General features: G+C 70.8%; 21 protein-coding genes. 11 read left to right on the top strand and 10 right to left on the bottom strand.

Annotated features, from left to right (window positions below; all coding sequences use genetic code 11):
- Positions 1-18: 18 nt before the first annotated feature.
- The 5 genes from FRCN3DRAFT_RS0230425 (at position 19) to FRCN3DRAFT_RS0230405 (ending at position 4965) form a co-directional block, all read left to right on the top strand.
- Positions 19-1731: a thiolase C-terminal domain-containing protein gene (locus FRCN3DRAFT_RS0230425; RefSeq protein ID WP_007509834.1), complete on the top strand. Its 1713-nt coding sequence runs from the start codon at positions 19-21 to the stop codon at positions 1729-1731.
- Positions 1732-2328 (top strand): VOC family protein, encoded by a 597-nt coding sequence (locus tag FRCN3DRAFT_RS47060; RefSeq protein WP_007509832.1) that lies wholly within the window; start codon positions 1732-1734, stop codon positions 2326-2328.
- Positions 2325-3260 carry a zinc-dependent alcohol dehydrogenase gene (locus tag FRCN3DRAFT_RS0230415; RefSeq protein ID WP_007509831.1) on the top strand — a complete coding sequence of 312 codons (936 nt, stop codon included), beginning with the start codon at positions 2325-2327 and terminating at the stop codon, positions 3258-3260. Before FRCN3DRAFT_RS47060 ends, FRCN3DRAFT_RS0230415 begins: the two co-directional genes overlap by 4 nt.
- 70 nt (positions 3261-3330) lie before the next feature.
- On the top strand, positions 3331-4419 hold the full coding sequence (locus tag FRCN3DRAFT_RS47055) for an ImmA/IrrE family metallo-endopeptidase (RefSeq protein WP_007509830.1): 1089 nt from the start codon (positions 3331-3333) through the stop codon (positions 4417-4419).
- Positions 4420-4422: 3 nt separating this feature from the next.
- Complete coding sequence (locus tag FRCN3DRAFT_RS0230405) at positions 4423-4965, top strand: PIN domain-containing protein (protein WP_007509829.1); 543 nt, start codon at positions 4423-4425, stop codon at positions 4963-4965.
- Between the two features lie 95 nt (positions 4966-5060).
- Here FRCN3DRAFT_RS0230405 and FRCN3DRAFT_RS0230400 read toward each other — a convergent pair whose 3' ends face one another.
- The 5 genes from FRCN3DRAFT_RS0230400 to FRCN3DRAFT_RS0230380 all read right to left on the bottom strand — a co-directional run bounded on the left by FRCN3DRAFT_RS0230400 (position 5061) and on the right by FRCN3DRAFT_RS0230380 (position 10456).
- The gene (locus tag FRCN3DRAFT_RS0230400; protein ID WP_007509828.1) at positions 5061-5369 is read right to left on the bottom strand and encodes a hypothetical protein; all 309 of its coding nucleotides are present in this window, start codon (positions 5367-5369) and stop codon (positions 5061-5063) included.
- A gap of 236 nt (positions 5370-5605) precedes the next feature.
- On the bottom strand, positions 5606-6796 hold the full coding sequence (locus FRCN3DRAFT_RS0230395; RefSeq protein ID WP_007509827.1) for a cytochrome P450: 1191 nt from the start codon (positions 6794-6796) through the stop codon (positions 5606-5608).
- A 178-nt stretch (positions 6797-6974) separates the two neighbouring features.
- Complete coding sequence (locus tag FRCN3DRAFT_RS0230390; protein WP_007509826.1) at positions 6975-8441, bottom strand: aldehyde dehydrogenase family protein; 1467 nt, start codon at positions 8439-8441, stop codon at positions 6975-6977.
- Positions 8442-8574: 133 nt separating this feature from the next.
- Positions 8575-9525: a sucrase ferredoxin gene (locus tag FRCN3DRAFT_RS0230385; protein WP_007509825.1), complete on the bottom strand. Its 951-nt coding sequence runs from the start codon at positions 9523-9525 to the stop codon at positions 8575-8577.
- Between the two features lie 4 nt (positions 9526-9529).
- Positions 9530-10456, bottom strand: coding sequence for an enoyl-CoA hydratase (locus FRCN3DRAFT_RS0230380; RefSeq protein WP_007509824.1), 927 nt, complete (start codon positions 10454-10456; stop codon positions 9530-9532).
- 211 nt (positions 10457-10667) lie between these two features.
- Here FRCN3DRAFT_RS0230380 and FRCN3DRAFT_RS0230375 point away from each other — a divergent pair, with 211 nt between their 5' ends.
- Positions 10668-12215: an AMP-binding protein gene (locus FRCN3DRAFT_RS0230375; protein ID WP_007509823.1), complete on the top strand. Its 1548-nt coding sequence runs from the start codon at positions 10668-10670 to the stop codon at positions 12213-12215.
- Positions 12202-14679: a CaiB/BaiF CoA-transferase family protein gene (locus tag FRCN3DRAFT_RS0230370; RefSeq protein WP_007509822.1), complete on the top strand. Its 2478-nt coding sequence runs from the start codon at positions 12202-12204 to the stop codon at positions 14677-14679. Before FRCN3DRAFT_RS0230375 ends, FRCN3DRAFT_RS0230370 begins: the two co-directional genes overlap by 14 nt.
- Here FRCN3DRAFT_RS0230370 and FRCN3DRAFT_RS0230365 read toward each other — a convergent pair.
- The gene (locus tag FRCN3DRAFT_RS0230365) at positions 14641-15360 is read right to left on the bottom strand and encodes a TetR/AcrR family transcriptional regulator (RefSeq protein ID WP_007509821.1); all 720 of its coding nucleotides are present in this window, start codon (positions 15358-15360) and stop codon (positions 14641-14643) included. The genes FRCN3DRAFT_RS0230370 and FRCN3DRAFT_RS0230365 overlap by 39 nt on opposite strands.
- A 98-nt stretch (positions 15361-15458) precedes the next feature.
- On the opposite strand from FRCN3DRAFT_RS0230365, the gene FRCN3DRAFT_RS0230360 reads away from it, so the two are divergent.
- The 4 genes from FRCN3DRAFT_RS0230360 to FRCN3DRAFT_RS0230345 all read left to right on the top strand — a co-directional run bounded on the left by FRCN3DRAFT_RS0230360 (position 15459) and on the right by FRCN3DRAFT_RS0230345 (position 19484).
- Positions 15459-16496 (top strand): zinc-dependent alcohol dehydrogenase, encoded by a 1038-nt coding sequence (locus tag FRCN3DRAFT_RS0230360; RefSeq protein WP_007509820.1) that lies wholly within the window; start codon positions 15459-15461, stop codon positions 16494-16496.
- A 226-nt stretch (positions 16497-16722) separates the two neighbouring features.
- Positions 16723-17541: a sugar phosphate isomerase/epimerase family protein gene (locus tag FRCN3DRAFT_RS0230355; protein ID WP_035925406.1), complete on the top strand. Its 819-nt coding sequence runs from the start codon at positions 16723-16725 to the stop codon at positions 17539-17541.
- Complete coding sequence (locus FRCN3DRAFT_RS0230350; RefSeq protein WP_007509818.1) at positions 17538-18530, top strand: aldo/keto reductase; 993 nt, start codon at positions 17538-17540, stop codon at positions 18528-18530. Before FRCN3DRAFT_RS0230355 ends, FRCN3DRAFT_RS0230350 begins: the two co-directional genes overlap by 4 nt.
- A 147-nt stretch (positions 18531-18677) precedes the next feature.
- Positions 18678-19484, top strand: coding sequence for an SDR family NAD(P)-dependent oxidoreductase (locus tag FRCN3DRAFT_RS0230345; RefSeq protein WP_007509817.1), 807 nt, complete (start codon positions 18678-18680; stop codon positions 19482-19484).
- A 126-nt stretch (positions 19485-19610) separates the two neighbouring features.
- Here the strand turns inward: FRCN3DRAFT_RS0230345 and FRCN3DRAFT_RS0230340 are convergent, their stop codons facing one another.
- From FRCN3DRAFT_RS0230340 to FRCN3DRAFT_RS0230325, 4 genes are all read right to left on the bottom strand, one after another.
- On the bottom strand, positions 19611-20735 hold the full coding sequence (locus tag FRCN3DRAFT_RS0230340; protein WP_007509816.1) for a CaiB/BaiF CoA transferase family protein: 1125 nt from the start codon (positions 20733-20735) through the stop codon (positions 19611-19613).
- Between the two features lie 141 nt (positions 20736-20876).
- A complete protein-coding gene (locus tag FRCN3DRAFT_RS0230335; protein WP_007509815.1) occupies positions 20877-22193 on the bottom strand; it encodes an amidohydrolase family protein in 1317 nt (438 codons plus the stop codon).
- Positions 22194-22458: 265 nt separating this feature from the next.
- Positions 22459-23721: an acyl-CoA dehydrogenase family protein gene (locus FRCN3DRAFT_RS0230330; RefSeq protein WP_007509814.1), complete on the bottom strand. Its 1263-nt coding sequence runs from the start codon at positions 23719-23721 to the stop codon at positions 22459-22461.
- An 83-nt stretch (positions 23722-23804) separates the two neighbouring features.
- A complete protein-coding gene (locus tag FRCN3DRAFT_RS0230325) occupies positions 23805-24929 on the bottom strand; it encodes an acyl-CoA dehydrogenase family protein (protein ID WP_007509813.1) in 1125 nt (374 codons plus the stop codon).
- Positions 24930-24962: the final 33 nt, after the last annotated feature.

Genomic DNA, 24962 nt, shown 5'->3' with positions numbered 1-24962 from the left:
CAAATATATTATCTGGCCATGACGTCCGACGCGAGCCCTCCGCCCGCCCGGCCATTCCCGGCCCTCGACGATCTCAACGGCTTCTACTGGACCGCGGGCCGTGACGGCGTCCTGCGGATCCAGCGGTGCCAGGACTGCGCGTCGCTGGTGCACCCGCCCCAGCCGGTCTGCTGCTACTGCCACTCCGAGCGCCTCGGCGCCGCCGAGGTGAGCGGGCTCGGCACCGTGGTCGGCGTCACCGTCAACCACCAGCCGTGGGAGCCGGCCTTCCCGCCGCCGTTCGTCGTCGGCTCGGTCGCCCTCGACGACGACCCCAGGGCCCGGCTGGTCACGAACCTGGTGGACGTGCCGCCGGGCGGGGCGGCGGTGGGGCAGCGCGTGCGCGTCCGGTTCGAGCCCGCCGAGGACGTGTGGCTACCGGTGTTCGCGCCGGTCCGGCCCGGCGATGGTGATGGCGAGGCGTTCGGAGACCTCCCGGACGACCCGATCGCGCCGGGTGAGCACGCCCGGTACGTGCGGCCGATGGCGCGGGCCGACAAGTTCGAGGACCGGGTGGCGATCACGGGGATCGGCATGTCCCCGGTCGGCCGGCGGCTCATGCTGCCGCCGCTCACGCTCGCGGTCGCGGCGGCCAAGGCCGCCGTCGCCGACGCGGGTCTCGAGCTGTCCGACATCGACGGGCTGTCGACCTATCCGGGCGGCGAGCTGATTGGCGGTTTCACCGAGGGCGGCGTGATGGTGGTCGCGGACGCCCTCGGCATCCGGCCGACCTGGTACAACGGCGGCTCGGAGACCTTCGGCCCCGGCGGCGCCGTCGTCGCCGCGATGCTCGCCGTCGCGAGTGGCCTGGCCCGCCACGTGCTGTGCTTCCGGACGGTGTGGCAGGCCACCTACGCCGCCCAGCAGCGGGCGGCCAACCCCGGAGGCGGCAGCCCGTACGGCATCGGCAGGACCGGTCGGGTCGCGGGACCGCAGGGGTACGTCGCCCCCTACGGGGTCGGTTCGGTCGCCCTCAACCTCGCGATGATCGCCTCGAACTACTTCCACCGCTACGGCGCGACGCGCGAGGCGCTGGGCTGGATCGCGATCAACCAGCGGGCGAACGCGGCGCTCAATCCCGACGCCGTCTACCGCGAGCCCATGACGATGGACGACTACCTGAGCGCCCGGATGATCACGACTCCGTTCGGGCTCTACGACTGTGACGTGCCGATGGACGCGAGCCTCGCCGTCATCGTCTCCGCGGTGGAGACGGCCCAGGACCGCCCCAAGCCGCCCGTCCTGGTCGAGGCGGTCGGCACCCAGATCACCGAGCGCTTCCTGTGGCACCAGAGCACGACCAGCCACGAGCCGCAGACCCTCGGGCCGTCCGCGCACCTGTGGTCCCGAACGTCGCTGCGGCCGGCCGACGTCCAGGTGGCCGAGCTGTACGACGGGTTCACCTTCAACTGCCTGTCCTGGCTGGAGGCCCTGGGATTCTGCGGGATCGGCGAGGCCGCCGACTTCGTCGCCGGTGGTCACAACATCGCCCTCAAGGACGGGGTCGTGGCGCTGAACACCCACGGCGGCCAGCTGTCGGCCGGCCGGACGCACGGCATGGGAATGATCCACGAGGCGGTGGTCCAGCTGCGCGGCGAGGGTGGGGCCCGCCAGGTCGACGGATGCTCGGTCGCCGCCGTCAGCACCGGGGGACTCGCCCCGGCCGGCGCCATCCTGCTGCGGAGGTCCTAGATGAACGAGCCCTGCCCGTTACCCCTGTCACCCCTGAGGGCCGCGGACCTGTACCACACCTGCGTCGTCGTCCAGGACCTCGCCGGGTCGATGGAGCAGCTCACGCGCCTGGCCGGCTACCGCTGGATGCCGGCGGTCGAGCACCCCACGGCGGTCTGGACGCCGGCGGGGGAGACGACGGTGCTGCTGCGGATGGTCTACTCGCTCGACGAGCCGCTCCTGGAGCTCATCGAACAGGTGCCGGGCACGACCTGGATGCCCTCGCGTGGCGGCGCGATCCATCACATCGGCTACTTCGTGGACGATCTCGTCGCCTCGTCCCGGGCACTGACCGAGGCCGGCCTGCCGCTGGAGACCTGCGGGGCGGGGCCGACGCGCCCGAGCGGGTTCGCGTACCACACGACGAGCGCGGGGCTGCGCATCGAGGTGGTCAACCGCTCGGTGCTGCGGGACATGCGGGTGCTGCTGGCGGCACCGCCCGTACCGCCGGCACCACCTGCACCACCGACCTCACCCGCACCGCCGGCACCGGCGGCAGCGCCAGAACGGCCGGCCTCGCCGTTGTCGTCGGCGGACAGCCAGGAGGCGGGCGCGTGAAGGCCGTACGCAACGCGCCGCCGGGCGTCGAGGTGGTCGAGGTCGACGAGCCAGCGGACGACGGTGACAGTGAGCTGATCAAGGTGGCGGCGGTCAGCATCTGCGCGTCGGACTTCCTGTACCTGCGCTACGGAAGCCGACAGGTCGCGGGCCACGAGATCTCCGGCGTGCTGGCCGACGGCACGCCCGTCGCCGTCGAGGCGATCACCGGCTGCGGGAACTGCCCGCACTGCGACGACGGCAACTACCAGTTCTGCGACACCCTGCTGCACAGCGCGCTCGGAATGACGGCGCCCGGCGGGATGAGCGAGTACTTCCGCGCCCCGCGCCGCGCGGTCCTGCCGCTGCCCGCCGGGCTCGCGGTCCGCGACGCCTGCCTGGTCGAGCCGGGCTCGGTGGCCTGGCACGCCTGCCGTCTCGGCGGCGTCGGGCCCGGTACCCGCGTGGCCGTGGTCGGCGCCGGCGCGATCGGCATCCTCGCCGCGGCGGCGGCGCAGGCCCTGGGCGCCGACGAGGTCGCGATCGAGGCCCGCCACCCCCACCAGCACGAGGCCCGCGAGCGCCTCGGCGCCGGCATCCCGCGCGGGCTCTACGACGTGGTCGTCGAGACCGGTGGCAGCGAGAGCGCCCTGCACCGGGCCATCGAGCTGGCCCGGCAGCGCGGGACGGTCGTCTACGCAGGCATCCTCGAGGACGCGAAGCTGCCGCACTCGCAGCTGGCGCTGAAGGAGGTCGCCCTGCGGCCGTCGCTCGGCTACAGCGCCCACGGCGGGCGCCGGGAGTTCGCCGAGGTGGCGGACCTGCTGGCGTCCCGCCCCGCCCTGCCCGAGCTGCTGATCTCGCGCCGCTACCCGCTCGACGAGGCGCCCGCCGCCTTCGAGACCGCCCGCGACCGGTCCAAGGGCGTCTTCCGTGTCGTCGTCGAACCCTGATCTCCCATTCCGACCGCCAACCCGACCGTCCGACTTGGGATTTTGCCAATCGATCAGGTAGCGTGGTCGCATGCACGGCATCGGAGAACGGGCGTTGGAGCTGATCGGGCGCGCCCGCCCTGGTGCCCTGCACCGGGATCTCGCGGAGAAGATCGGGATGACTCCCGACGCGTTCTCGCGTGCGCTGAACGGGAAACGGGCCTTCTCCTCGATCGAGGTGGCTCGGCTGGCCGATGAGCTGGACGCCGACATTCACTGGCTGATCACCGGGCAGCCGGACCCGAACCGCTTGGTGGTCGCGGCGCGGCACCGGTTCGACCACGAGACGGGCCGGCGGGACGTCCCCGACCGCGAGGCCGACGACCAGGTGCTGCGCGACGTCGCGCTGACGTATCGCCAGGGCGGCCTCCAGGCGAAACCTGTCTCCCAGCTCCCGGCCACCGCCGACCGGGTCCGGGCCGCGCTGGGCGAGGACTTCGTGCGGCCGTTCGCGGATCGGCTGGAGGCCCGATTCGGCGTCGACGTCGTGCGGGTCGCCGAACTGTCCACCGCGTACTCGTTCACGCTCGGTGGGCATCGAGTGATCGTCCTGCCGGCCACGGGCAACTGGTTCTGGGAGAACTGGTCGATGGCTCACGAACTGGGCCACCTCGCGCTCGCTCACCACGATCAAGGAATTTCCGAAGCCGAGCGTGACCGGCACGAGGCGGCGGCGAACGCGTTCGCCGCCGACCTGCTCCTTCCGCGCGTGCTGCTCGCCTCGATCGACTGGAACTCGCTGGACGCGGCCGGCCTGGCCGAGATCCTGTGGCAGTGGGGGGTGTCCATCGATGCGCTCGCCCGCAGGCTGAACGCCCTGAACGGTGAGCTGCCGGCCATCCTCCGGGAATGGGCCAGTCAGCCCACCCAACGCCTGCTGCGACGTCACTGGGCCGTCGGCGCGAGCTTCGACGAGATCACCCTGCGCATGGACGCCGCCGCGCGCCGCCGCTTCCCGCTCCCGCTTCAGGAAGCGCACCTCGCCGGCATCGAGTCCGGCACCCTCGGCAAGGGCACGCTCGCCTGGATGCTCGGCATCGACCCCGACGCGCTGGAGGTCGACGTGCCCGCCGTGCCCGAGGTGAACGTCGACGATCTTTCCGCGGCGCTGGGCCTCTGAGGAGTGACCGTCCTTCTCTTCCCGGACACCACGGTTCTGATCAACTTCGCGATCCTCAGCCGCATGGACCTGCTGGAGCGGCTGGCCAACGGCAACGGCCGTTGGTGCGCCACGGTCGCGACCGAGTGCGACGCCTCCGCGCGGCGGCCCGAACTCGCTGCGCTGAGGGCCGCCAAGGGCATCTTCGGGTCGCCCTGGTTTCCCAACGCGGCGGAACTCCAGGACACCAGGCGTCTCCGCGAAGAACTCGCGAGCCCCGGCGACCGCCCACATCGGCATCTCGGCGAGGCCGAGACGCTGGCCATCATGATCTACCGCCAGGTCGATGGCTACTTCGTCACCGACGACAACGATGCGGTCCGGCTCGCGACGCGGCATGGCATCCGCGTCGTGCGGACCTGGCATCTCCTCCACGTCGCGGTCCGAGCGGGCCTGGTGGAGCCCGACACCATGTGGGGCTACCTCCAGACGCTGCGCATCCACCAGCGGGGCGGCCCACCCGGCGTCACCGACCGGCCCGCCTTCGACAAGTGGATCGGGCGCTGACCTCGATCACACGCTGATCTCGTTCTGACGGCGGCCTTGAGCGGGCGGCGGCCTCGTTCGGGCGTTGGCCTCCTTCGTGGACCGAGCTCGATCGGTCAGTCGCTGGATGGGAGGGGACGGGCTTCCTTGAGGACGAGGGGCTGGGCGCCGATGGCGAGGGCGCTGGTGCCCGGCTTCGTCACCAGGATCTCCAGGCCGGTGTCGGCGAGGATGTAGCGCTTGCCCTGCTGGGTCTCGCCAGTAGCACCGTCCAGAACGGCCAGACCGGGCTGGGGCTCGGCCTTGACGTCGATCATCGGATGGCCGCCGCAGGTCAGCGCGACCTCCCCGGGAATCGGACGTACGACCACGAGTTCGGTGGAATCGACCTGGCTACGCAGGCGGGCGCCGCTCTTGATCTGCAACGTTGTGTCTCCTTGTCAAGGACGAGAGCGACGAAGACGACCATCTGGAGGTCGGTACAGACGCGCCCGCCCGCGGCCGGATGTCGACCGCGGGCGGGTCGCCGCGTCTCATGATCTGGTGGGATTTTGGGAGTTATGGCTCCGAGGATTCCACCAGATCATGAACGGCTCGCGCGTCCGGGGTGGGGACGCGTGACGTGGCGTGGGGACGTTCGGGTATTCGGGTATTCGGGGGTTCAGAGCACCACGGGCAGTTTGTGGTAACCACGGATCGTGGCGGTGTGAATGAGTTCGGCGCCGGACAGGTCGAGATCCCATTTCGGGAAGCGGTCCAGGATCTCTTCCAGCGCGATCCGGCCCTCGATGCGGGCCAGGGCGGCGCCGAAGCAGTAGTGGACGCCCTTGCCGAAGGTCATGTGGGCGTCCATCTTCCGGCGGATGTCGAAGGTGTCGGGGTCCGGGAAGGCGGCCGGGTCACGGTTCGCCGCTCCGGTCATCAAGGTGATGATCTTCCCCGCGTCCACGGTCTGCCCGTGCAGCTCGACCGGCCTGGTCGTCACCCGCACCTGGATGGGCGACGGCACCTCGTAGCGCAGGGTCTCCTCGATCGTGTTCTTGACGAGGGACCTGTCCGCTACCACCAGGGCGCGCTGGTCCGGGTTGTCGGCGAGCGTCTTGCCGAACCAGCCGATCAGCCGGGCCGTCGTCTCGACGCCGGCGGCGTAGAGCATGCCGACGTAGTTGAGGATCTCCGCGTCGGTGAGACCGCGCTCCTCACCGGTGAGGACGTCCTTGAACCGGACCTGGATCAGCGTGGTGAGGAAGTCGTCGTCCGGGTGCGACTTCTTGTACTCCAGGAACGGGGCGTACGGCTCCCCGATGCTGGGCAGCCGCTGGGAGTCCTGCGGCTTCTCCTCCTTGAGCCGGGCCGACTCCTCCACGTGGTCGCGCAGGTTCAGCAGGTACTCGTCGGGGATGCCGACCAGGGCGCCGATGACCCGCATCGGCAGCTGGCTGGCGAAGTCCTGCATCAGGTCGAACCGGCTGCTGCCGACCAGCGGGTCGAGGTACTCCGCGCACAGCTCGCGGATCCGGTTCTCCAGGACGAGCACCCGCTTCGGGGTGACCGCTCGGCTCAGGAGCAGCCGGTGCATGTCGTGCTCGGGCGGGTCCTCCGCGATGAACAGGCCGGGCGGGGTCGGAATCCCCGCCTTGACCATCTCCATCAGGATGCCCTTGGACGAGGTGTACGTCTGCCAGTCGACCGAGAGGGCCTCGACGTCGACGTAGCGCGAGACCGCGTAGAAGTCGTAGCGCTCGTTGTAGTAGAGCGGCGCCTCTTCGCGCATCCGCTTCCAGACCGGATACGGATTCTCGTCGATGGCGAAGTCGTACGGATCGTAGTAGATATCCGTGGCAGCGGTCACGCGGAGCTCCTCTCAACAAGTACGCGTGCGGATAACACTGTTGGGACGTCCTGTGCCCCGACGTTCTGTGCCCCGATGTTCTTTGCCGCGGCAGCCGCGGCAGCCGCGGCAGCCGCGGCGGCGCCCGCGCCGGCCGGCGCGGCCCGTTCCACGAGTCGGGCCTCGCGGCCGGTGACGATCACGCCGGCTCGCACAGCGCCTTCACCTGGAGGTACTCCTCGAAGCCGATCGTGCCCATCTCGCGGCCGATGCCGCTCTGCTTGTAGCCGCCGAAGGGGACGTCCGAGCCGTAGTAGATGCCCCCGTCGACGATCATCGTGCCGGCCCGGATCTTGCGGGCGACGCGCTTGGACTTCTCGTGGTCGCCGGAGAAGACGGCGCCGGAGAGGCCGAAGATGGTGTTGTTCGCGATCCGGACCGCGTCGTCCTCGTCCTCGAACGCCTGTATGACGAGGACCGGGCCGAAGACCTCGTTCTGGACGATCTCCGCGTCCTCCGGCAGGTCCGCGAACAGCGTCGGCTCGAAGTAGTAGCCCGTCTCCAGCTGCGGCGGGCGGCGGCCACCGACGACCGGCGTGGCACCGGACGCGATCGCCCGGTCGACCATGGCCTCGACGCGGTCGCGGTGCCGGGCGCTGTTCAGCGGGCCCATCACGTTGTTCGGGTCGAGCGGGTCGCCGTACGGCATCGCCGAAAGCATCGCGCTGGCGAGCTGCACGCCCTGCTCGAAGATGGACCGCGGCAGCAGCAGGCGCGACAGCGTGGCGCAGCCCTGGCCGCCGTGCAGGCACACCATGAAGGTCGACATGCCGATCCCGGTGCGCAGGTCGGCGTCCTCGAAGACGATGTTCGGGGACTTCCCGCCGAGCTCCAGGAAGCACTTCTTCACCGTCTGGGCGCCCAGTTCCATGATGCGGCGGCCCACGGCGGTCGAGCCGGTGAAGCTGATCAGGTCGACGCGCGGGTCGGTGATCAGCTCCTCGCCGCGGTCGTTGGCCGAGCTGGTGATGACGTTGAAGACGCCGGCAGGGATGTCCGTGTACTCGGCGACGAGCTTGCCCAGGGCGCTCACGCACCACGGCGTCGTCGGCGGGCCCTTCAGGATCACCGTGTTCCCGGCGGCCAGCGCCGGCGCCACCTTCGCCAGGGCCACCTGGAGCGGCTGGTTCCACGGCACGATCGCGCCGACCACACCGTAGGGCTCCCGCTCGGTCCAGCGGTGGGCGCCGAACCCCTCGATGTTGCCGAGCCCGAGGTCCTGGCTGAACTCGTACTTCTCCAGCAGGTCGGTCACCCAGCCGACGTTCTCCACCGGCATGTCGAAGGTGGAGCCGACCATCTTGGTGGGCAGGCCGACCTCGGCCGTCATCATCGCCTTGAACGGCTCCGCGTGCTTGGCCAGCGCCTCGTGCAGCTGGCGCAGGCAGCGGACCCGGAACGCGACGTCCGTGCTCCAGCTGGTCTCGTCGAAGGCCCTGCGGGCCGCGGCGATGGCCGCGTTGATGTCGCCCGTGGAGGCGTCGGCCGCCACGCCGATCGACTGTTCGGTCGCCGGGTTGATGTTCTCGTAGGTGGCGCCGCCCTCCGCGTCGACGAGCTGACCGTCGATGAGCAGCTTCGCGACGTTCAGTCCCGCGAAAGTCATGTAGTTCCTCCGTCAGGTAAAGGGCAGGTGCTGGAGGCCAAAGGGCGTGCGCAAATGATCTTTGTGTGCACGCCCGGACGGGGTTCCTGCCGGATCGCGAAGCGATCTGGTAGGTCCGGCTGTTCCGGGGGCACTAGCCGCGGCTGATCGCCGAGACCGCCCATTCGGTCTGGCTCTTGGTGGCGGATGCGGGCGGGCTCTGGCAGTCGGGAGCCGGGAGGGAACGCCCGGGCTGGACGTCGGCCGACCAGGTGACCGTCTCGCCGTCATACACGCAGGACAGCTCGGCGCGCGAGCCGTCGAACGAGCCGGCGCGGGGGGAGTCCAGCAGGCTCCAGCCGACCTGGCGCAGGACCTCGAGCTCGAGTGCCTGCGTCTGCGGGCCTTTCAGGCCGCAGCAGCCGCGGTAGTGGTCGGCGACGTCGGCGAACTCGCCCTTGCGTCGCAGGACCGTCTCGACGAGGTCCTCGTCGCCGTAGGCCCAGGCCGAGCCCTGCGGCAGCACGAGGAAGGTCGAGGCGAAGCGGTGGCCGCCGAGGTGGCTGGTGCGCCAGTAGTTGACGCCGTCGGGCGCCCCGGCGGCCGTGAGCCGGGTGGCGAGGCCCGCGCCGAGGCGTCCGCAGCAGGCGTCGCGCCGGCCGTGGCCGCAGACCAGGACGTCGATCCCGTCGGTCTCCAGGTACGACGGCGCCGGGCCGGCGGCGAGCGCGAGCAGGTCGGCGACGGCGCCGGGCAGCGACGCGCCGACCGGGCGCTCGAACCGGCGGTAGCCCGCGAACAGGCTGTCCCCCGCCGGCCGGGCGTGCAGGATGACGCGCCGGTCCTCCGGGCGGGCGTCCGGGTCAGCCGGGACGACGGCCTGCAACCGGTAGCCGAGCGGGCCGAGCAGCGGGGCGATCGCCGCCGCCTCGGGCGTCTCGCCGATGTCGTGCGGCCACGGCAGAGGCAGCTCGAGCAGCAGGAAACCCGGGTACGTGCCACTGCTCCCGACGGGGGACAGGGACGCCACCCGCGAGAAGTCGCTACACCTGATCTTCGCTTCCGGATCCACCTCGGGTGGCATGGTCCACGTCGTGTTCGCCATCGCGTCAGCCGACCGGGCCGGGGGCGGCGACGGCGTCGCGCAGCGCCGGGAGCACCGGCGGGCTGGTCCGCCAGTCGGGGACGCCGTCCTGGTCCGGCGTGGCGACGGGGAACCCGCCCTCGTGGACCCAGGCCCAGTGCGCGTGGTTGAGCTCGTGGAGGGTGAAGCAGGCGTTCAGCGCGTTGTAGAAGCCCTGGTTGTCGACGGTCTGGTTGACCGACTCCTTGATCAGGAGCGCCGCCATGGTGGGCAGGCTGGCGATGCGCCGCGCGAAGGCCACGGCACTGTCGGCCAGCTCGTCGGCCGGGAAGACCTTGGAGACCATCCCGAGCCGGTGGGCCTCGTCGGCATCGATCGAGTCGCCCGTCAGCAGAAGCTCCTTGGCCTTGCGCGGGCCGAACTCCCAGGGATGGGCGAAGTACTCCATCCCGCACATGCCGAGGCGGGTCCCGACCATGTCGGCGAAGGTCGTCCCCTCGGCCGCGACGATGAGGTCGCACGCCCACATCAGCATGAGGCCGGCGGCGTAGACCTGCCCGTGCACGGCGGCGATCGTGATCTTGCGGAGGTTGCGCCACCGGCGGGTGCTCTCGAAGAAGTGGTGCCACTCCTGCAGCATCAGCTTCTCGGCGCCCTGTCGGGTGGCGCCGTTGACCCTCGCCGACGGGTGCTGGTTCGGCCCGGGCGTGTGGTCCGCCCGGCCCTCCTTCGAGCCCATGTCGTGGCCGGTGGAGAACATCGGGCCGTGGCCGCCGAGGATCACGACCCGGACGGTGTCGTCCGCCTCGGCCCGCAGGAACGCCTCGCCGAGCTCCACCAGAAGCCCACGGCTCTGGGCGTTGCGCGTCTCCGGCCGGTTGAGCATGATCCGTACGATCGTTCCCTCGTCGAGGGACTCGTACGTGAGGTACTGATACTTCGAGTCGATCATCAGCGCCTTTCCACCCTGGACATGGACCCCGCCCTGGACCTGAACTCCCACGCCCGCGTCTGGGCGAGGTGCCGCTGACCTGCGTCCGGGCCGGCGCCCGTCTGGCCCGCGCCTGGCTGGCCGCGCCTGTCCTGCCTGGACTGTTGCCGCCCATATTTACACTAAGTTGAAGAACCGGTAGTTTCAACCCGGTCAAAGGAGGGACTGGCTGATGAAGGTTGCCCTGACGGTCGCCGACTTCCTGGATCGGGCCGAGACGGTCTATCCGGAGAGCCTCGCGGTGGTCGACGAGCCGGGCCGGCCGGGGTCGCTCGGGCGGCTCACCTACCGGCAGGTCGCGGCGCGCGCCCGTGGGATGGCGCTGGCGCTGGACCGGCTGCGGATCCCCGCCGGCGGGCGGGTCGGGATCGTGTCCCCGAACAGCGCGCGCTTTTTGATCAGCTTCTTCGGGGTGAGCGGGTTCGGCCGGACGCTGGTGCCGATCAACTACCGGCTGACGGCGGACGAGATCTCCTACATCGTCGAGCACTCGGGGACGTCGCTCCTGCTCGTCGACCCGGAGCTCGACGAGGTGCTGTCCGGCGTGACGGCGAAGGAACGGATCGTCCTGGACGGGGTGGCCGACTCCGAGCTGTTCGCCCCGGCGCCGCCGGGAGCGGTACCGGCGCCCTGGGAGCCCGACGAGGACGCGATCTGCACGATCAACTACACGTCGGGCACGACGGCGCGTCCCAAGGGCGTCCAGCTGACCCACCGGAGCTGCTGGCTGAACGCCACGTCGTTCGGCTGGCACACGACGGTGACCGACCGGGACGTCATCCTGCACACGCTGCCGATGTTCCACGTCAACGGCTGGGGCATGCCCTACGCGGTGACGGGCATGGGCGGGGCGCACATCGTGATCCGCAAGATCGACGGCGAGGACATCCTCTCCCGGGTCGAGCAGGAGGGCGTGACGCTGCTGTGCGGCGCGCCCGCCGTCGTCGCCTCGATCCTCGATGCCGCGGCGGCGCGGGTGGCGGCCGGCCTGCCGGTCCCGGGCCGCGACAAGGTGCGCATGGTCGTCGCCGGCGCGCCGCCGCCCAGCGCGGTCATCGCCCGGGTCGAGGAGCTCCTCGGCTGGGAGTTCATCCAGATCTACGGCCTCACGGAGGCCTCGCCGCTGCTCACCATCAACCGGGCCCGTCCCGGCTGGGAGTACCTGCCCACCGACGAGCGGGCGAAGCTGCTGTCGCAGGCCGGCGCCCCGGCGCTGGGGGTGCGGCTGCGGATCGACGCCGCGGGCGAGGTGCTCGCCCGGTCCAACCATGTCTTCGAGGGCTACTGGCGCCAGCCGGAGCAGACCGCTGCCGCGATCGACGACGGCTGGTTCCACACCGGCGACGGCGGCCGCTTCGACGGCCGGCTGCTGTCGATCACGGACCGCAAGAAGGACGTCATCATCACCGGCGGCGAGAACGTGTCGTCGATCGAGGTCGAGGACTGCCTGTATGAGCACCCGGCGGTAGCCGAGGCCGCCGTGATCGGCGTACCGGACGAGAAGTGGGGCGAGACCGTGAAGGCCCTGGTCGTGCTGCGACCGGGGGCCGAGCTCACTCCCGCCGAGCTGATCGCGTTCTGCCGGGACCGGATGGCGCACTACAAGTGCCCCACCTCCGTCGAGCTGCGCGGCGCGCTCGAGCGCACGGCGACCGGGAAGCTGCAGAAGTTCAAGCTGCGCGCGCCCTACTGGGAGGGCCGCGACCGTGCGGTCAACTAGCCCGGGCGAGGCCAGTGCCAGTGCCAGTGCCAGCCTCGGTGCCGGCGTGGGCGAGGCCGGCGTAGGGCTGGCCGGGGTCCGGGTGGTGGACTTCGGCCACCAGATCGCGGGGCCGCTGACCGCCCTGCTGCTGGCCGAGGCGGGCGCCGACGTCGTGCACGTCGACTCTCCCCGGGCCGCCCGGTCGCTCGGGCCGGCGGACGCCTTCCTCAACCGGAGCAAGCGGCGCATCACGCTGGACCTGCGCGGCGAGACCGACCGGGCCACGGCGCGCGACCTCGTCGCGCGTGCCGACGTCGTGGTCGAGAACTTCCGGCCCGGCGTCATGGACCGCCTCGGCCTCGGTCCCGCGGCCGCGGCGGACCTGAACGAGCGGCTCATCTACTGCTCGCTGCCGGGCTTCGCGTCCGACGACGAGAAGGCGGGCGTGGCCGCCTGGGAAGGCGTTCTGCACGCCGCCGTCGCCGGGTACCGGCCGCTCAGGGAGCACTGGGACCCCTCTGGCCGCAAGAGGGCGAAGGTCGAGGATCCGGCGGCGCCGCTCTTCACGCCGATCACCACCGCCTCCAACTTCGGCGGCCTGATGGGCGCGGTGTCCGTCGTCATGGCGCTGATCGCCCGCGAGCGCACCGGGCGCGCCCAGCGGATCGAGATCCCGCTCGCTGAGGCGTACGCCGAGGCCTACAGCACCATGCTCGGGATGCGGGTGTACGAGAACCCGCTCATGGGCGACAACCACATGCTGCGCGACCTCACCTACGCGTGCGCGGACGGCGGCATCGTCGACCTGTCGCCCTACTCGAAGTTCGTCATCCCGCTGCTCGTGGCGGCCGGGGTGGCAGGGGACTGGGAGCGAGAGGGCCTGATCGACGTCGCGGCCCGGACCTTCTCGATGGAGAAGCGGGACCGGATCATGGCGATGTTCGCCGACCTGGTCCGCTCGCACCCGGCGGCGTGGTGGGACGAGGTCGCGACCAGCGCGGAGATGCCGGTCTCGATGGTCCGCTCCCCGGCGGAGTGGGTCGCCACCGAGCACGCCTCCCGGTCCGGCGCCGTGGTGACCCTCGACGACCCGCTGGCCGGCCCGGTCGTCCTGCCCGGCCGGGGCTTCGACCTGCCCGCGGCGCCGGCGCCACGGCCGCGGCACCTGCCCGACCAGGACCGCGACGCGATCCTCGCCGAGTTGCTGGCCGCCGGGTCGGCGGCGTCCGGTGTGCCCGCCCTCTCGGGGGAGACGGCGAGCCCGTTGGACCTGCCGCTGGAGGGCTACAAGGCCATCGACGTCAGCCAGGCCGTGGCCGGCCCGACCGCCGCCCGGCTGCTTGCCGACTTCGGTGCCGACGTCATCAAGGTCGGCAACCCGGTCCCGGCCGTCACCGACGGCATCGTCGGCCAGCTCCACCGCGGCAAGCGCACCATCCTGCTCGACTCGAAGAGCGCTGCCGGCGGCAAGCTCGCGGGGGACCTGATCCAGGCGGCCGACCTGCTGGTCACCAACTTCACCCCGAAGTCGCAGGCCCGGTACGGCATCGACTACGAGCGGGCCAGCGCGCTCAATCCCCAGATCGTCTACTGCTCCATCACCGCCTACGGCCTCACCGGCCCGTGGGCGCACCGCCGGGGCTACGAGAACCAGTGCAACGCGGCGACGGGCATGAGCTGGCGGTACGGGTCGCGCTTCGGCTGGACCCTGTACCAGCCAACGCCGATCAACGACGCCGACACCGGCATCCTCGGCGCCTACGCCACGGCCGTAGCCCTCTACGCGCGGCTTCGCGGCGGCGGAGGCCAGAAGGTCGGTGCCTCGCTCGTCCAGGGCTCGACGCTCCACCAGGCCGTCTATCTGACCGCGGAGGCGCAGGCACCGCGGGACGGCGGGCGCGCCGAGGTACTCGGTGCCGGTCCCGACGCCACGGCCGGCGGCCGGCCTGACGCGGCGCGCAACGAGTACGGCGACAACGCCCTCTACCGCTTCTACTCGGCCTCGGACCGGTGGTTCTTCCTCGTCGCGCACGAGGCGGATCTCCCGACACTCCTGGCCACGGTGGAGATCGAGCCCGGCGAGGCGACGGCCGACTGGCATTCCCCGGGTGGCGCCCTGGCCGGGCTGCTCGCCGCGCGGTTCGCCGCCGAACCGGCCGAGCACTGGGTCGCGGCGCTGGAGAAGGCCGGCATCGCGGCCCAGCCGGCGGTCGCCATCGACGAGGCGGTCGACTACCTGCACCGGCGCGGTGTCGTCTACTTCGAGCGGGGCGTGGACGGCAGGGACGTGGCCCGGCCGGGCATCGGCCGGTGGCTGTCGGAGACGCCGCCGCGGGTCGGCGCGAGCCCCGGCGCCGTCGGCTCCCAGGCCGTGGAGATCCTCACCGAGCTGGGGGTCTCCGAGCCGGAGATGCGGACGCTCGCGAGCGAGAACGTGGTCTGTCTACCCGACGCTCTTCCTCAGCTCCAGCGGCTGACCTGACGAGCGGGCCGCCGTTTCTGGGCTGTCCGGCGCCGTGGGGCTCGGGCCCTGGAGCAAGGCGGTGATGGCCGCACCGCAAAGGCCCTGGACCTTGGCCGGGTCGGCGGCGTCGGGATGCGCGAGGGAGAGGGCCGCGATGCCCCGGGCCATCCCCATGACGAGCACGGCGGCGGCGTCCGCGTCGGCGTCGGCGCGGATCGACCCGTCCTGCTGGCCGGCTCGGATGGTCTCGGCAAGGTCGCGATGTGTCTGCCGGTCCGCCTGTACGGCGGCGGGCAGCGGGGAGTCGGACGGGAACGTCGCGCCCCACATCACGACCACCGCGCGTTCCTCGGGTGCGTCGGCGGCGATGAAGACCTCGAGGTAGGTCTCGATCATCACGCGAAGCGCCTCGAGGGCGGAGAGCTCCTCGGCTCGCCGGCCGGCGCGCGTGAGAGCCTCGGCGCTTGCCTCGATCGTGCGCTCGTGGGCGCGTTCGGCCAGCCGGGTGATCAAGGCCTCTTTCGACCCGAAGTGGTAGGCGGGCATCTCTCGGCTCGTCCCGGCGCGGGCGCCGATGCCGCGCAATGACGTCCGCTCGAACCCACGTTCCGCGATCAGCTCGGCCGCGGCTCGCAGCAACGCCGCTTCGGACGCGGCACGGCGCTCGACCTGCGTTCGCCGCTCCGGATGTCCAACCACTGTCAGGACGATAGCAAATCCCTGGCATGCGCCAGAGAAGTGCTAACTTGTCGGGCACCCGCCAGGTAACTCTGGCTAGTCAACTTCTGGAGGCCCGGTTGCCACGCGCGATCGTGTTCAACGGTGATGAGACCTGGGAGCTCCGCGAGGTCCCGAAGCCCAAGCTCCGGCCCGGCTGCGCCGTGCTTCGGGTCGAAGCGGTCGGGATCTGTCACAGCGACGTCGACCAGTTCAGGGGTCATGCGCCGGTGCCGTCTGGGGGAGTGTTCCCCACGGTTCCGGGCCACGAGATCGTCGGCCGGATCGAGCAGATCTCTCCCGACGCGGCCGCGGAGTTCGGCGTGCGGGAGGGGGACCGGGTGGGTGTCCGCTCCTACGTCAGGACGGCCGACGGGAGATCGCGCGTCTACGGGTTCGACTTCCCGATCGATGAGGCTTCCGGGCAGTTCGGCGGCTACGCCGACTACATGGAGATCGTGCCGGGCTCCGAGGTGCAGAAGCTCCGCGATGACCTACCTGCGACCCAGCTCACCGTCTATGAGTGCCTGTCCAACTCGGCGACCTTCGTACGCCCCGCGCAACCCGGGGAGTCACTGGTCGTCCTGGGTCCGGGCCACATGGGCCTCGCCGCCATCGTTGCCGCCCGAGCACAGGGCGTGGGCACGATCATCGCCGTCGGTCTGTCACGTGACCGGTTGCGCCTCGACACCGCACTCCGCGTCGGAGCGGACCATGCTATCGACCTTCAGGACGAGGATCCGGTGACCCGTGTCGCTGAGGCGACCGGCGGCAGGATGGCGGACGTCGTGCTCGACGTCGCCTCCGGCCATCCCGGATCGTTCATCACGGCCTTCGAGTTGGTGCGACCCGGCGGGAAGGTGGTGGCCGCCGGGATGAAGGACCGCCCGCTGGACGGCTTCGACATCAACCAGATCCCGCTGCGGAACCTCACCGTGCTGCCAGGTGGCGGCGTCGACCTGAGCTTCGCGTGCTCGATGATCAATGAAGGCAAGGTCCCCACCGTGGAACTGGCGGGCGAGTCCTTTCCCCTGGAGCAGTTCGAGGAAGCTTTGGCGCTCGCTGACAGGAGGGTTGAAGGCAAGGACGCCGTGCGCGTCTCACTAGAGGTCGCGTGATGTGCGGCGTCGAGGGGCCACGCGGCACGAGGCCCGCTACCGCTGCCTGATGGACACCGACAACCGTCGGCTACGCCAGGCCCGCACCGCCGAAATCACCAGGCACCGGACGGACTCCGGCGGCAACGTCGCAGGGCGACCATGGCCGACCTGATGGGCACCACGGCCAGCCTCACGGTCGCGGCGTGGCGTGGCCCAAGGACCGTGGATTATGAGAGGGAGCACGATGGAACGACTGTCGATCGAGCCGCTAAGCGTGATGGGACTTCCGCCGGTTGAATACGTCGGCCTGGCCGCCGACCTCGGACTGCGGTACGTCGCCCTCGCCCTGAGCGCGTTACCGAATCCGTACGGCTACCCGTCCTACTCACTCCGAGACGATGCAGCCCTGCGGCGCGAGACGGTCGCCGCCCTGCGCGACCGGGGCGTGACGGTGTCGCTCGGCGACGGATTCGTACTCCAACCCGGCATGAACATGCGCGATCTCGCGGGCGACGTCGCCATCATGGCCGAGCTCGGTGCCCAGCGGGTCAACACCGTCACCTTCGACCCGGACCTCAACCGCAGCGTCGACCAGTTCGGCGTACTTGCCGAGCTGGCCGCCGAGGCTGGGATGGAGACGTCGCTGGAGTTCGCGCCCGGTCTCACGATCGCAGACCTCCCGACCGCGCTCGACGCCGTGCGGGCAGTGGGCAGGCCGGACTTCCGGCTCCTCATCGACACGATGCACCTCGTGCGGTCCGGTTCCAGCCCGGCCGAGGTCGCCGCGATCGATCCCGACCTGATCGGGTACATCCAGCTCAGTGACGCCCCGCTTGTGCCCACCATTCCCAACTACATGGAAGAGGCGTGTTTCGAGCGGATGGTGCCGGGCACCGGCGACCTACCACTGCTCGACATACTCGACGCGCTGCCGCGTCAGCTTGTGATCGGACTCGAGGTGCCGCTCCGCTCGCGGGCCGACGCCGGCGTAGGTCCGCACGAAAGGCTCGGCGCATGCGTCGACGCCGCCCGGAAGCTCCTCGCCCAGCTGGACGTCCAGTGAATCGTCGGCGTATCGGCAGCCTGGAGGTATCCGTCGTCGGTCTCGGCGGTAACAACTTCGGTACGGACTTCTTCGGCGCTGGCTGCGACAAACACGAGGTCGATCGGATCGTGCACGCCGCCCTCGACGCGGGTATCAACCTCTTCGACACCGCCGAGGAATACAGCATCACGTCCTTCTTGGGCGAGGGGCACTCCGAGGAGCTGATCGGCGCGGCGCTCGGCCAGCGCCGGGACGAGGCGATCATCGCCACGAAGTTCCTCAACCAGAGCGAGGCCGATCCGGATCAGCGGGGCGCGGCGCGCATCGTGGCCGCCGTCGAGGCCAGCCTGCGACGCCTCGGAACGGACCGGATCGACCTCTACCAGCAGCACCAGCCCGACCCCGATACGCCCATCGAGGAGATCCTCGAGGCGCTCGACCGGCTGGTGCGCGCCGGCAAGGTGCGCGAGGTCGGTTGCAGCAACTTCACTGGTGAAATGCTGGACGACGCCGCCGAGACCGCGGCTCGGTCGTCGTTCTCGCCGTACCGGTCCTGCCAGGTGCAGTACAGCGTGCTGGAGCGACCCCAGCAGGACGTGCTCGACGCGGTGGCCCGCCATGACCTGGCCGTGCTTGCCTACTTCCCCCTCGCCAGCGGACTCCTCACTGGCAAGTACCGCCGGGGTGTACCACCGCCGCCCGACGCACGGCTCGGCGCCGACGCGATGGTCAGCACCATGCTCCGCCAGGGGATCATGGCGCGGCGCCCGCCGCTGTCCGACGAGCGGCTCGCCACCGTCGAGCAGCTGACCGCCTTCGCCGAGGAACGAGGGCGTTCGCTGCTCGAGCTCGCGATCTCGTGGGTCGCCTCCCAGCCGACCGTCGCGTCGGTCCTGGTCGGTGTCACGAAGCCCGAACAGATCATCGCCAACGCCTCCGCCGCCGGATGGCAGCTCACCCCGGACGAGGTCGCGGCCGTCGACGCGATCGTCGCCCGGGAGGCCTAGCCTTCCTGAGCCTTCCTGAGCCTTCCTGAGCCTTCGTGATCGAGGATCACACGCAGAGGTCTCAGGTGGTGGGCGACGCCGTGCGGCGTGGTCGGTGAGCGCGAGTACTGGCGGCCTGGGGGCCGCGGACCGAAGAAGAGGAACCTCGTGACATTCGCGGAAAGATATGGACCGTGGGCAGTAATCACCGGCGCCTCCGAGGGGACCGGGCAGGCATTCGCCCGGCGCATCGCCGCCGAGGGGATACCTTCCGTCCTGCTCGCGCGCCGGTTGGGGCCGTTGACGGACCTGGCCAGGTCGATCCGCGCCGAAACGGGCGTCGAATGCGTCGCGGCGTCGGTGGACCTGGCAGCCGAAGACGGCGCCCAGCAGGTCGTTGAAGCAGTGGGCGACCGCGAGATCGGGCTGTACGTCGCCAACGCCGGCGCCGACCCCAACGGAGCGCACTTCCTCGACACCGACGTCGAGCCCTGGCTGAACCTGATGCGCATCAACGTGCTGACGATGATGCGGTTGTGTCACCATTTCGGCGGACGCATGCGAGCGCGTCGGCGCGGCGGACTGCTGCTGGTCAATTCCGGCGCGGCCTACGGCGGCGGCAGTTTCATGGCGGCCTACGCGGGGAGCAAGGCCTTCGAACTGTGTTTCGGTGAGTCCCTGTGGGCCGAGCTGCGCCCCTACAACGTCGATGTGCTCAACCTGGTGCTCGGCAAGACCGATACACCGGCCTTCCGGGCTCTGCTGGCGGAAAAGGGACTGCCGGAGCCGACCGACTGGGCGACCCCGCACGATGTGGCCGACGCCGGAGTGACACGCCTTCCGCACGGCCCCGTCCACAATCAGGGCCAGACAGTCGACGCGGCGGGCGATGGACGGCGCGCCAGGATCCTGATGATTGACGAGATGACCAAGGACGTCTTCGGTGAGAGGGTCCTCGACCAGCCCAACCGTTAGCCCAACCGTCTGGGAACGCGGTTCCCCGGACGCCTCGGATCAGCAGCCACAGGCCGGTGGTCACCTCGAAGACGAACATGGGGGCGTACAGGGCTGGGTTGACGACCGAGGTCGCGCCGGGGAAGGTCAGGGCTGGCGGCCGGCGGCGCCGCACGCGACGAGCTCGTCGATCAGCGCGGCGTCCAGCCCGGCCTCCGCGAGGACGGCCCGGGTGTGCTCGCCGGCCGGGGGCGGCGGGTAGCTCTCGGCGGCCGGCCGTGTGCCCTCCGTGTCGCGGATCCGGATGGGGGAGCGGGGAACGAGCAGGTCGCCAACCTGCCGCAGCGTGCCGCGCGCCGCCGCGTGCGGGTCCGCCGCCAGGTCCGGGCCGCGGTTGACGCGGACGACGCTGGCGCCGCGCGGCCCCAGCTCGGCGACCCAGTCGTCGGCGGGGCGGGTCCGCAGGACGGCGGCGAGCCGTTCGGTCACGGCGTCCCAGTCGTCCCACCGGTGCAACGTGCCGACCAGGTCCGGCAGGCCGAGTCCTTCGACGAGCGCCGCCCAGGTGCGCGGCTCGGCCGCGGTCACGGCGACCCAGCTGCCGCCCGCGCACTCGTAGAGCCGACGGTCGGGGCCGATGGGCACGCCGCGGCCGCCCGCCTCGAACGTTCCGTCGGCGGAGGAGAGCAGCCAGGTCGCCGACTCCGACAGGCTGATGTCGAGCTGGCTTCCCGAGCCGGTCTGGTCCCGCTCGCGCAGGGCGGCGAGGATGCCGACGACGGCCATGAGCGCGCCCACCGGGATGGGCAGGATCAGCTGCGGGTGCCACGGCAGGCCAGGGTTCAGCGCGGTCAGCAGGCCGGAATGCGCCGCGAAAGACAGATCGTGCCCGGACCAGTCCGCATAAGGCCCGTCCTGGCCGTATCCGGATATCGAGCACCAGACCAGCGCGGGCAGCTCCTTGGAGGCGTGGGAGTAGCCGAACCCGCGCTCGTCCATGGCGCCGGGCCGTTCGTTCTCGACGAGAACGTCGGCGTGCGCGGCCAGGTGCCGCAGTACCTCGAGCCCACGGGGGTGCCGAAGATCGACGGCCACGGAACGCTTGCCACGGTTCAGCCCGATCGGGCCGTCGAACGGCCGGCCCTTTGGAGATTCCACCCGAATGACGTCGGCGCCCAGGTCGGCCAACAGCACGGTGCAGAAACCACCGGGCGGCAGCCGGGTGAGGTCCAGCACCGTGACGCCGGACAGCGGCAGTCTCTTCTCGGACATCGCTTCTCCTGAAGTACCGAAGACGTGGCAGATCCTAACGACCGTGCCTCCACCGCCGCTGTTTCGCGGCGGCGGAGGCACGGTGGTCGTGCTGGACCTCTAGCCGATGAACGTGCCGAACCGCCAACCCACGCCGTGTCCCTAACCCATGAAGCGGACGAGGTTGTCGCGCATGATCTTGCGGATGGAGAGGTCGTCGAGGCCCTTCAGCAGCGAGACGTACTGCATCGGGTCCGGAACACCCTCGGAGTGCGGGAAGTCGGACCCGAACACGAGCGAGTCGATCCCGACGGTCTCGATGCCCCGCTTGATGTCCTCCTCCGGGAACGGGGCGATGACGCACCGCTCCTTGAAGACGGAGGACGGCCGGCCGGGGAGGGAACCCCACTTGGGCTTGCGGCCCAGCAGCATGGCGTGGTCCAGCTTGCGGAGCAGGTAGGGCAGCCAGACGGTGCCGAACTCGGCGATGAGCACCTTGATGTTCGGGAACCGGCCGAACATGCCGTGGTAGAACATCGCGGTGAGGGTGTCCATGATCGGCCGGTCGCCCCAGTAGGCCACCCACTGGAACCCGTTGAACTCCACGTAGCGGGCGTCCGGCTTCTCGCCCCACTCGCCGCCGTGGCGCGCGTAGGTCCCACCGAGGTGGACGGCGACCCGCGTGTTCGACTCGTTGACCAGGTTCCAGAACGGGTCGAAGTAGGGGTCGAACGGCGACCGGCCGTTCCACGCCGGGCCCGGCTGCAGGTCGACGAACTTCGCGCCGCGCTCGAGCGACCGCTTGAGCTCGGCGACCGCCAGGTCGACGTCGAGGAGCGGGATCGGCACGGGGACCAGGATGCGGCCCTCGTGCGCGTAGCCCCAGTCCTCCCAGAGCCAGTCGTTGTACGCCCGGTTCACGGCGTAGCCGGCCTCGATGTCACCGCGCCCGAAGGCGCTCTCCCAGCCGGTGCCGACCGTGTGCAGGACCGCGACCTCGACGTTCTGAAGGTCCATGAGCGACAGACGGGGGTCCTTCCTCTCGAAGGCCGGCCGCATCGCGTTGTACCGCTCGACGAGCTGCTCACGGCTGAGCTGGTCGAGGTCCTTCATGGGGTTGAGCTTGTTGAGCATCGCGCCCGGGATCGGGATGTTGCCGGCCATCCCGGAGACCTGGGAGAGGTCGACGCCGCCGAAGCCGCCCTCCGGCGCGGAGTGGACCCCGAGCGTCCGCCGCTCGTGGTCGACCTCCTCGTCCTCGTCGTGCTCCTCCTCGGTGAGCATGCGTGGCTCGCCGGGCAGCCAGGCCCGCTCGACCATGTCGGCGGACAGATAGCGCGTCACGGCGTCGTCCGGCGCGTAGAGGTGATGGTCGGCATCGAAAATGCCGTACGGGAGGCTCTGCTCGACATCCGCCACGTAGATACCGCGTGATCCGAGCTGGGGCGTGTCGGCCAACGGGCCCTCCTGGGAGTTCATGGACACTGCGTATTTGAACTGAGTTTAACTATGCCGGCGCCTCGCGCGCCACCCCACCTCAAGGTGTCGTGGCCCGCACTTTGCGTGGCAATGCCGCCGCGTCGTCGGGCGACTTTGCGCACGGCAGAGCCGGCCGAGGTGGCGCAGGACGCCGCCACGCCACTTTTCGCCGGCTGGCGGGCTCGGCCGCGAAATTCTTCCGTGGTCATTCCGCCCGGGGCCGGGGCGGAATGACCACGAGATTCACCCAGGCCCCGTTACCCGATCAGCTCCTGAACCACTCGCGGGCGCTGTTGACGACCTCACGGAACGGTTTGCCCCGGTCGAAGCTCGGCTCCCGGGGCATGCCGAGGACCTGCTCACTGATCGCGTTGCGCTGCATCTCGTTGGAGCCGCCGGCGATCGACCACACCCGGCTGTTCAGGTAGTCCAGGGCGGCGTGCTGCCCCTCCTCGTCCCCGTCCTTCCAGGCAAGCCCTAGCCCCTGCCCGATCTCCAGGACCAGGCGCGCCCGCTCCGGGTTGTACACGCCGGCCGCCAGCTTCCAGTAAGAGGCGACGCCGGCCGCGGGCTTCTCGCTCGACCGCAGCAAGCCGGTGATCCGCTGGCCGAGCTGTCCCTTGGCCCAGTCGGCGGTGTGGATCCGGGCGAGCGCCTGCCGGGCTACCGGATCCTGGGCGCGGCCGGCGGCGCGGATCACGTCCAGCAGGAACGGGTCGACATCGGCGGCCTGGGTCGTCGGCAGGTTCACCGGGTCGTCGCGCCCGGCGCCCCGCTCGACGAGCAGCAGCGTCTGTGCCACGGTCCAGCCCTGGTTGACCTCGCCGATCACGGCGTCGTCGCCGACCTCGACCTCGTCGAGGAACTCCTCGCAGAACTCGGCGTCGCCGGTGATCTCGCGAATGGGGCGGATGGTCACCCCCTTGGCCCGCAGGGGTACCGCGAACCAGGTGAGGCCGCGGTGCTTGGGGGCGTCCCAGTCGGTCCGGGCGAGGCACATCCCGTAGTCGGCCTGGTGGGCGCCGCTGGTCCAGATCTTCGAACCGGTGATCAACCACCTGTCACCGTCGCGCACCGCACGGGTCGTGATGCCGGCCATGTCGGAGCCGGCGCTCGGCTCGGAGAACAGCTGGACGAACAGCTCGTCGCCGGCGAGCATCCGCGGGACGTGCCGGGCCAGGAACTCCGGTGAGCCGTGCCGGACGATGGTCTGCCCGCACGGGCCGTACGTCGTGCCGCCCGCGTGGCCGAGATCGGGCATCCGGTACCGGGCGGCCTCCTCAGCGAAAGCGCGGGCGTGCCGGTCGGAGAGACCCTGGCCGCCGTGTTCGCTGGGCCAGTTGATGCCCGCGTAGCCGGCCTCGTAGAGCTTCTTCTGCAGGGCTCGTTCCGCCTGGAAGCCCTCGTCGTTCTGCTGGGTGCCGCCGCGCCCGTGCGCGCCCTGGCCCGGGTGGCGCGGCTCGAGGTTCGCGGCGAGCCACTGCCTGGCCCGCTCGCGGTACTCCTCGATCTCCGGTGTGTCGGTCATGGATTTCCTCGTTTCCGGAGTCACAGGGCCAAAGGGCGCGCGAAAATGATCTTCTTTGCGTGCCCGGAGGCCATCTCGACGTCTCAGAGACCGGCCAGCTGGCAGATCCGCTCCCGGTGCCAGGCCGGCGACCCGTACAGCGACGCGTCGGTCGTCAGCCGACGGAGATACAGGTGGAAGTCGTGCTCCCACGTGTAGGCGATGCCGCCGAAAAGCTGCCAGCACTTGTGCGCCAGCTCGACCGCCGCGTCACCCACGAACGCCTTCGCCATGCTCGCGGCGTGCGCCGCGCCGCGACCATCCTGCTGGGCCTCGCGCGCCGCGCCGCTGGCCACGGCGTGGCTCATCTCCAGCGCCAGGCTGGTGTCGGCCAGCTGGTGCTTGACCGCCTGGAAGGAGCCGATGGGCCGGCCGAAGGCGACGCGGTCCTTGCAGTACTGCACGGTGAGGTCGAACAGGTGCTGCATGGCGCCCACCGTCTCCGCGGTGGCGAGCACGCCGGCGAGCAGCAGCTGCGCGTCGACGGCGGCCGCCGCCCCACCGAGGGTGCCCACCAGCGCGGAGCCGTCGACCTCGACGTCGTCGAAGTGGACCTCGCAGAGCCGGCGGCTGAGGTCGAGGCCGGTCAGCACCTCCACGGTCACGCCCGGCGTGGCCGTGGGCAGGAGGAACTGCGTGGGCCCGTCGGGCGCCGCCGCCGTCACGAGCAGCCACTGCGCCGACTGCGCCTCGACCACGAGCCCCTTGCGGCCGGTGAGGCGGTACCCGCCGCGGGTGGGCTCGCAGTCGACCCCGGCGGAACCGGACCAGTCGCCGGCCGGGTCCGCCACGGCCCAGGCCACGGCCGCCTCGCCGGAGATCAGCGTCGGCACGACCTTCGCCCGCTGCTCCTCCGAGCCCTCGCGCGCGAGGGTGGCCACGGCGAGGTTGGTGTCGATGAAGGTGCCTGGCTGCAGGTACCGGCCGCGCAGCTCCGCGAGGATGACGGCGTCGAGCACGCCGTCGCCGGACACGCTCCCGCCGCCCAGTGACTCCGGGGCGAGGAAGGCGAACCAGCCGAGCTCGGCGCCGTCGCGCCAGTAGGACGGGCCGACCTGGCCGCCCGCGTCGATCAGCTCACGGAGCTTGTCCAGCGGCAGGTTCGCCTCGATGAACCGCTCAGTGGTCTCCCGCAGGAGCCGCTGATCGGGGCTGAGATCAGGATCCATGCCTGTTCCCTTCGGACGGTCTTGCGCCGCGAT

Source organism: Pseudofrankia saprophytica (assembly GCF_000235425.2).
In the GTDB taxonomy this organism is placed as follows: domain Bacteria; phylum Actinomycetota; class Actinomycetes; order Frankiales; family Frankiaceae; genus Pseudofrankia; species Pseudofrankia saprophytica.
This window is presented reverse-complemented; position numbering and strand designations above follow the sequence as displayed.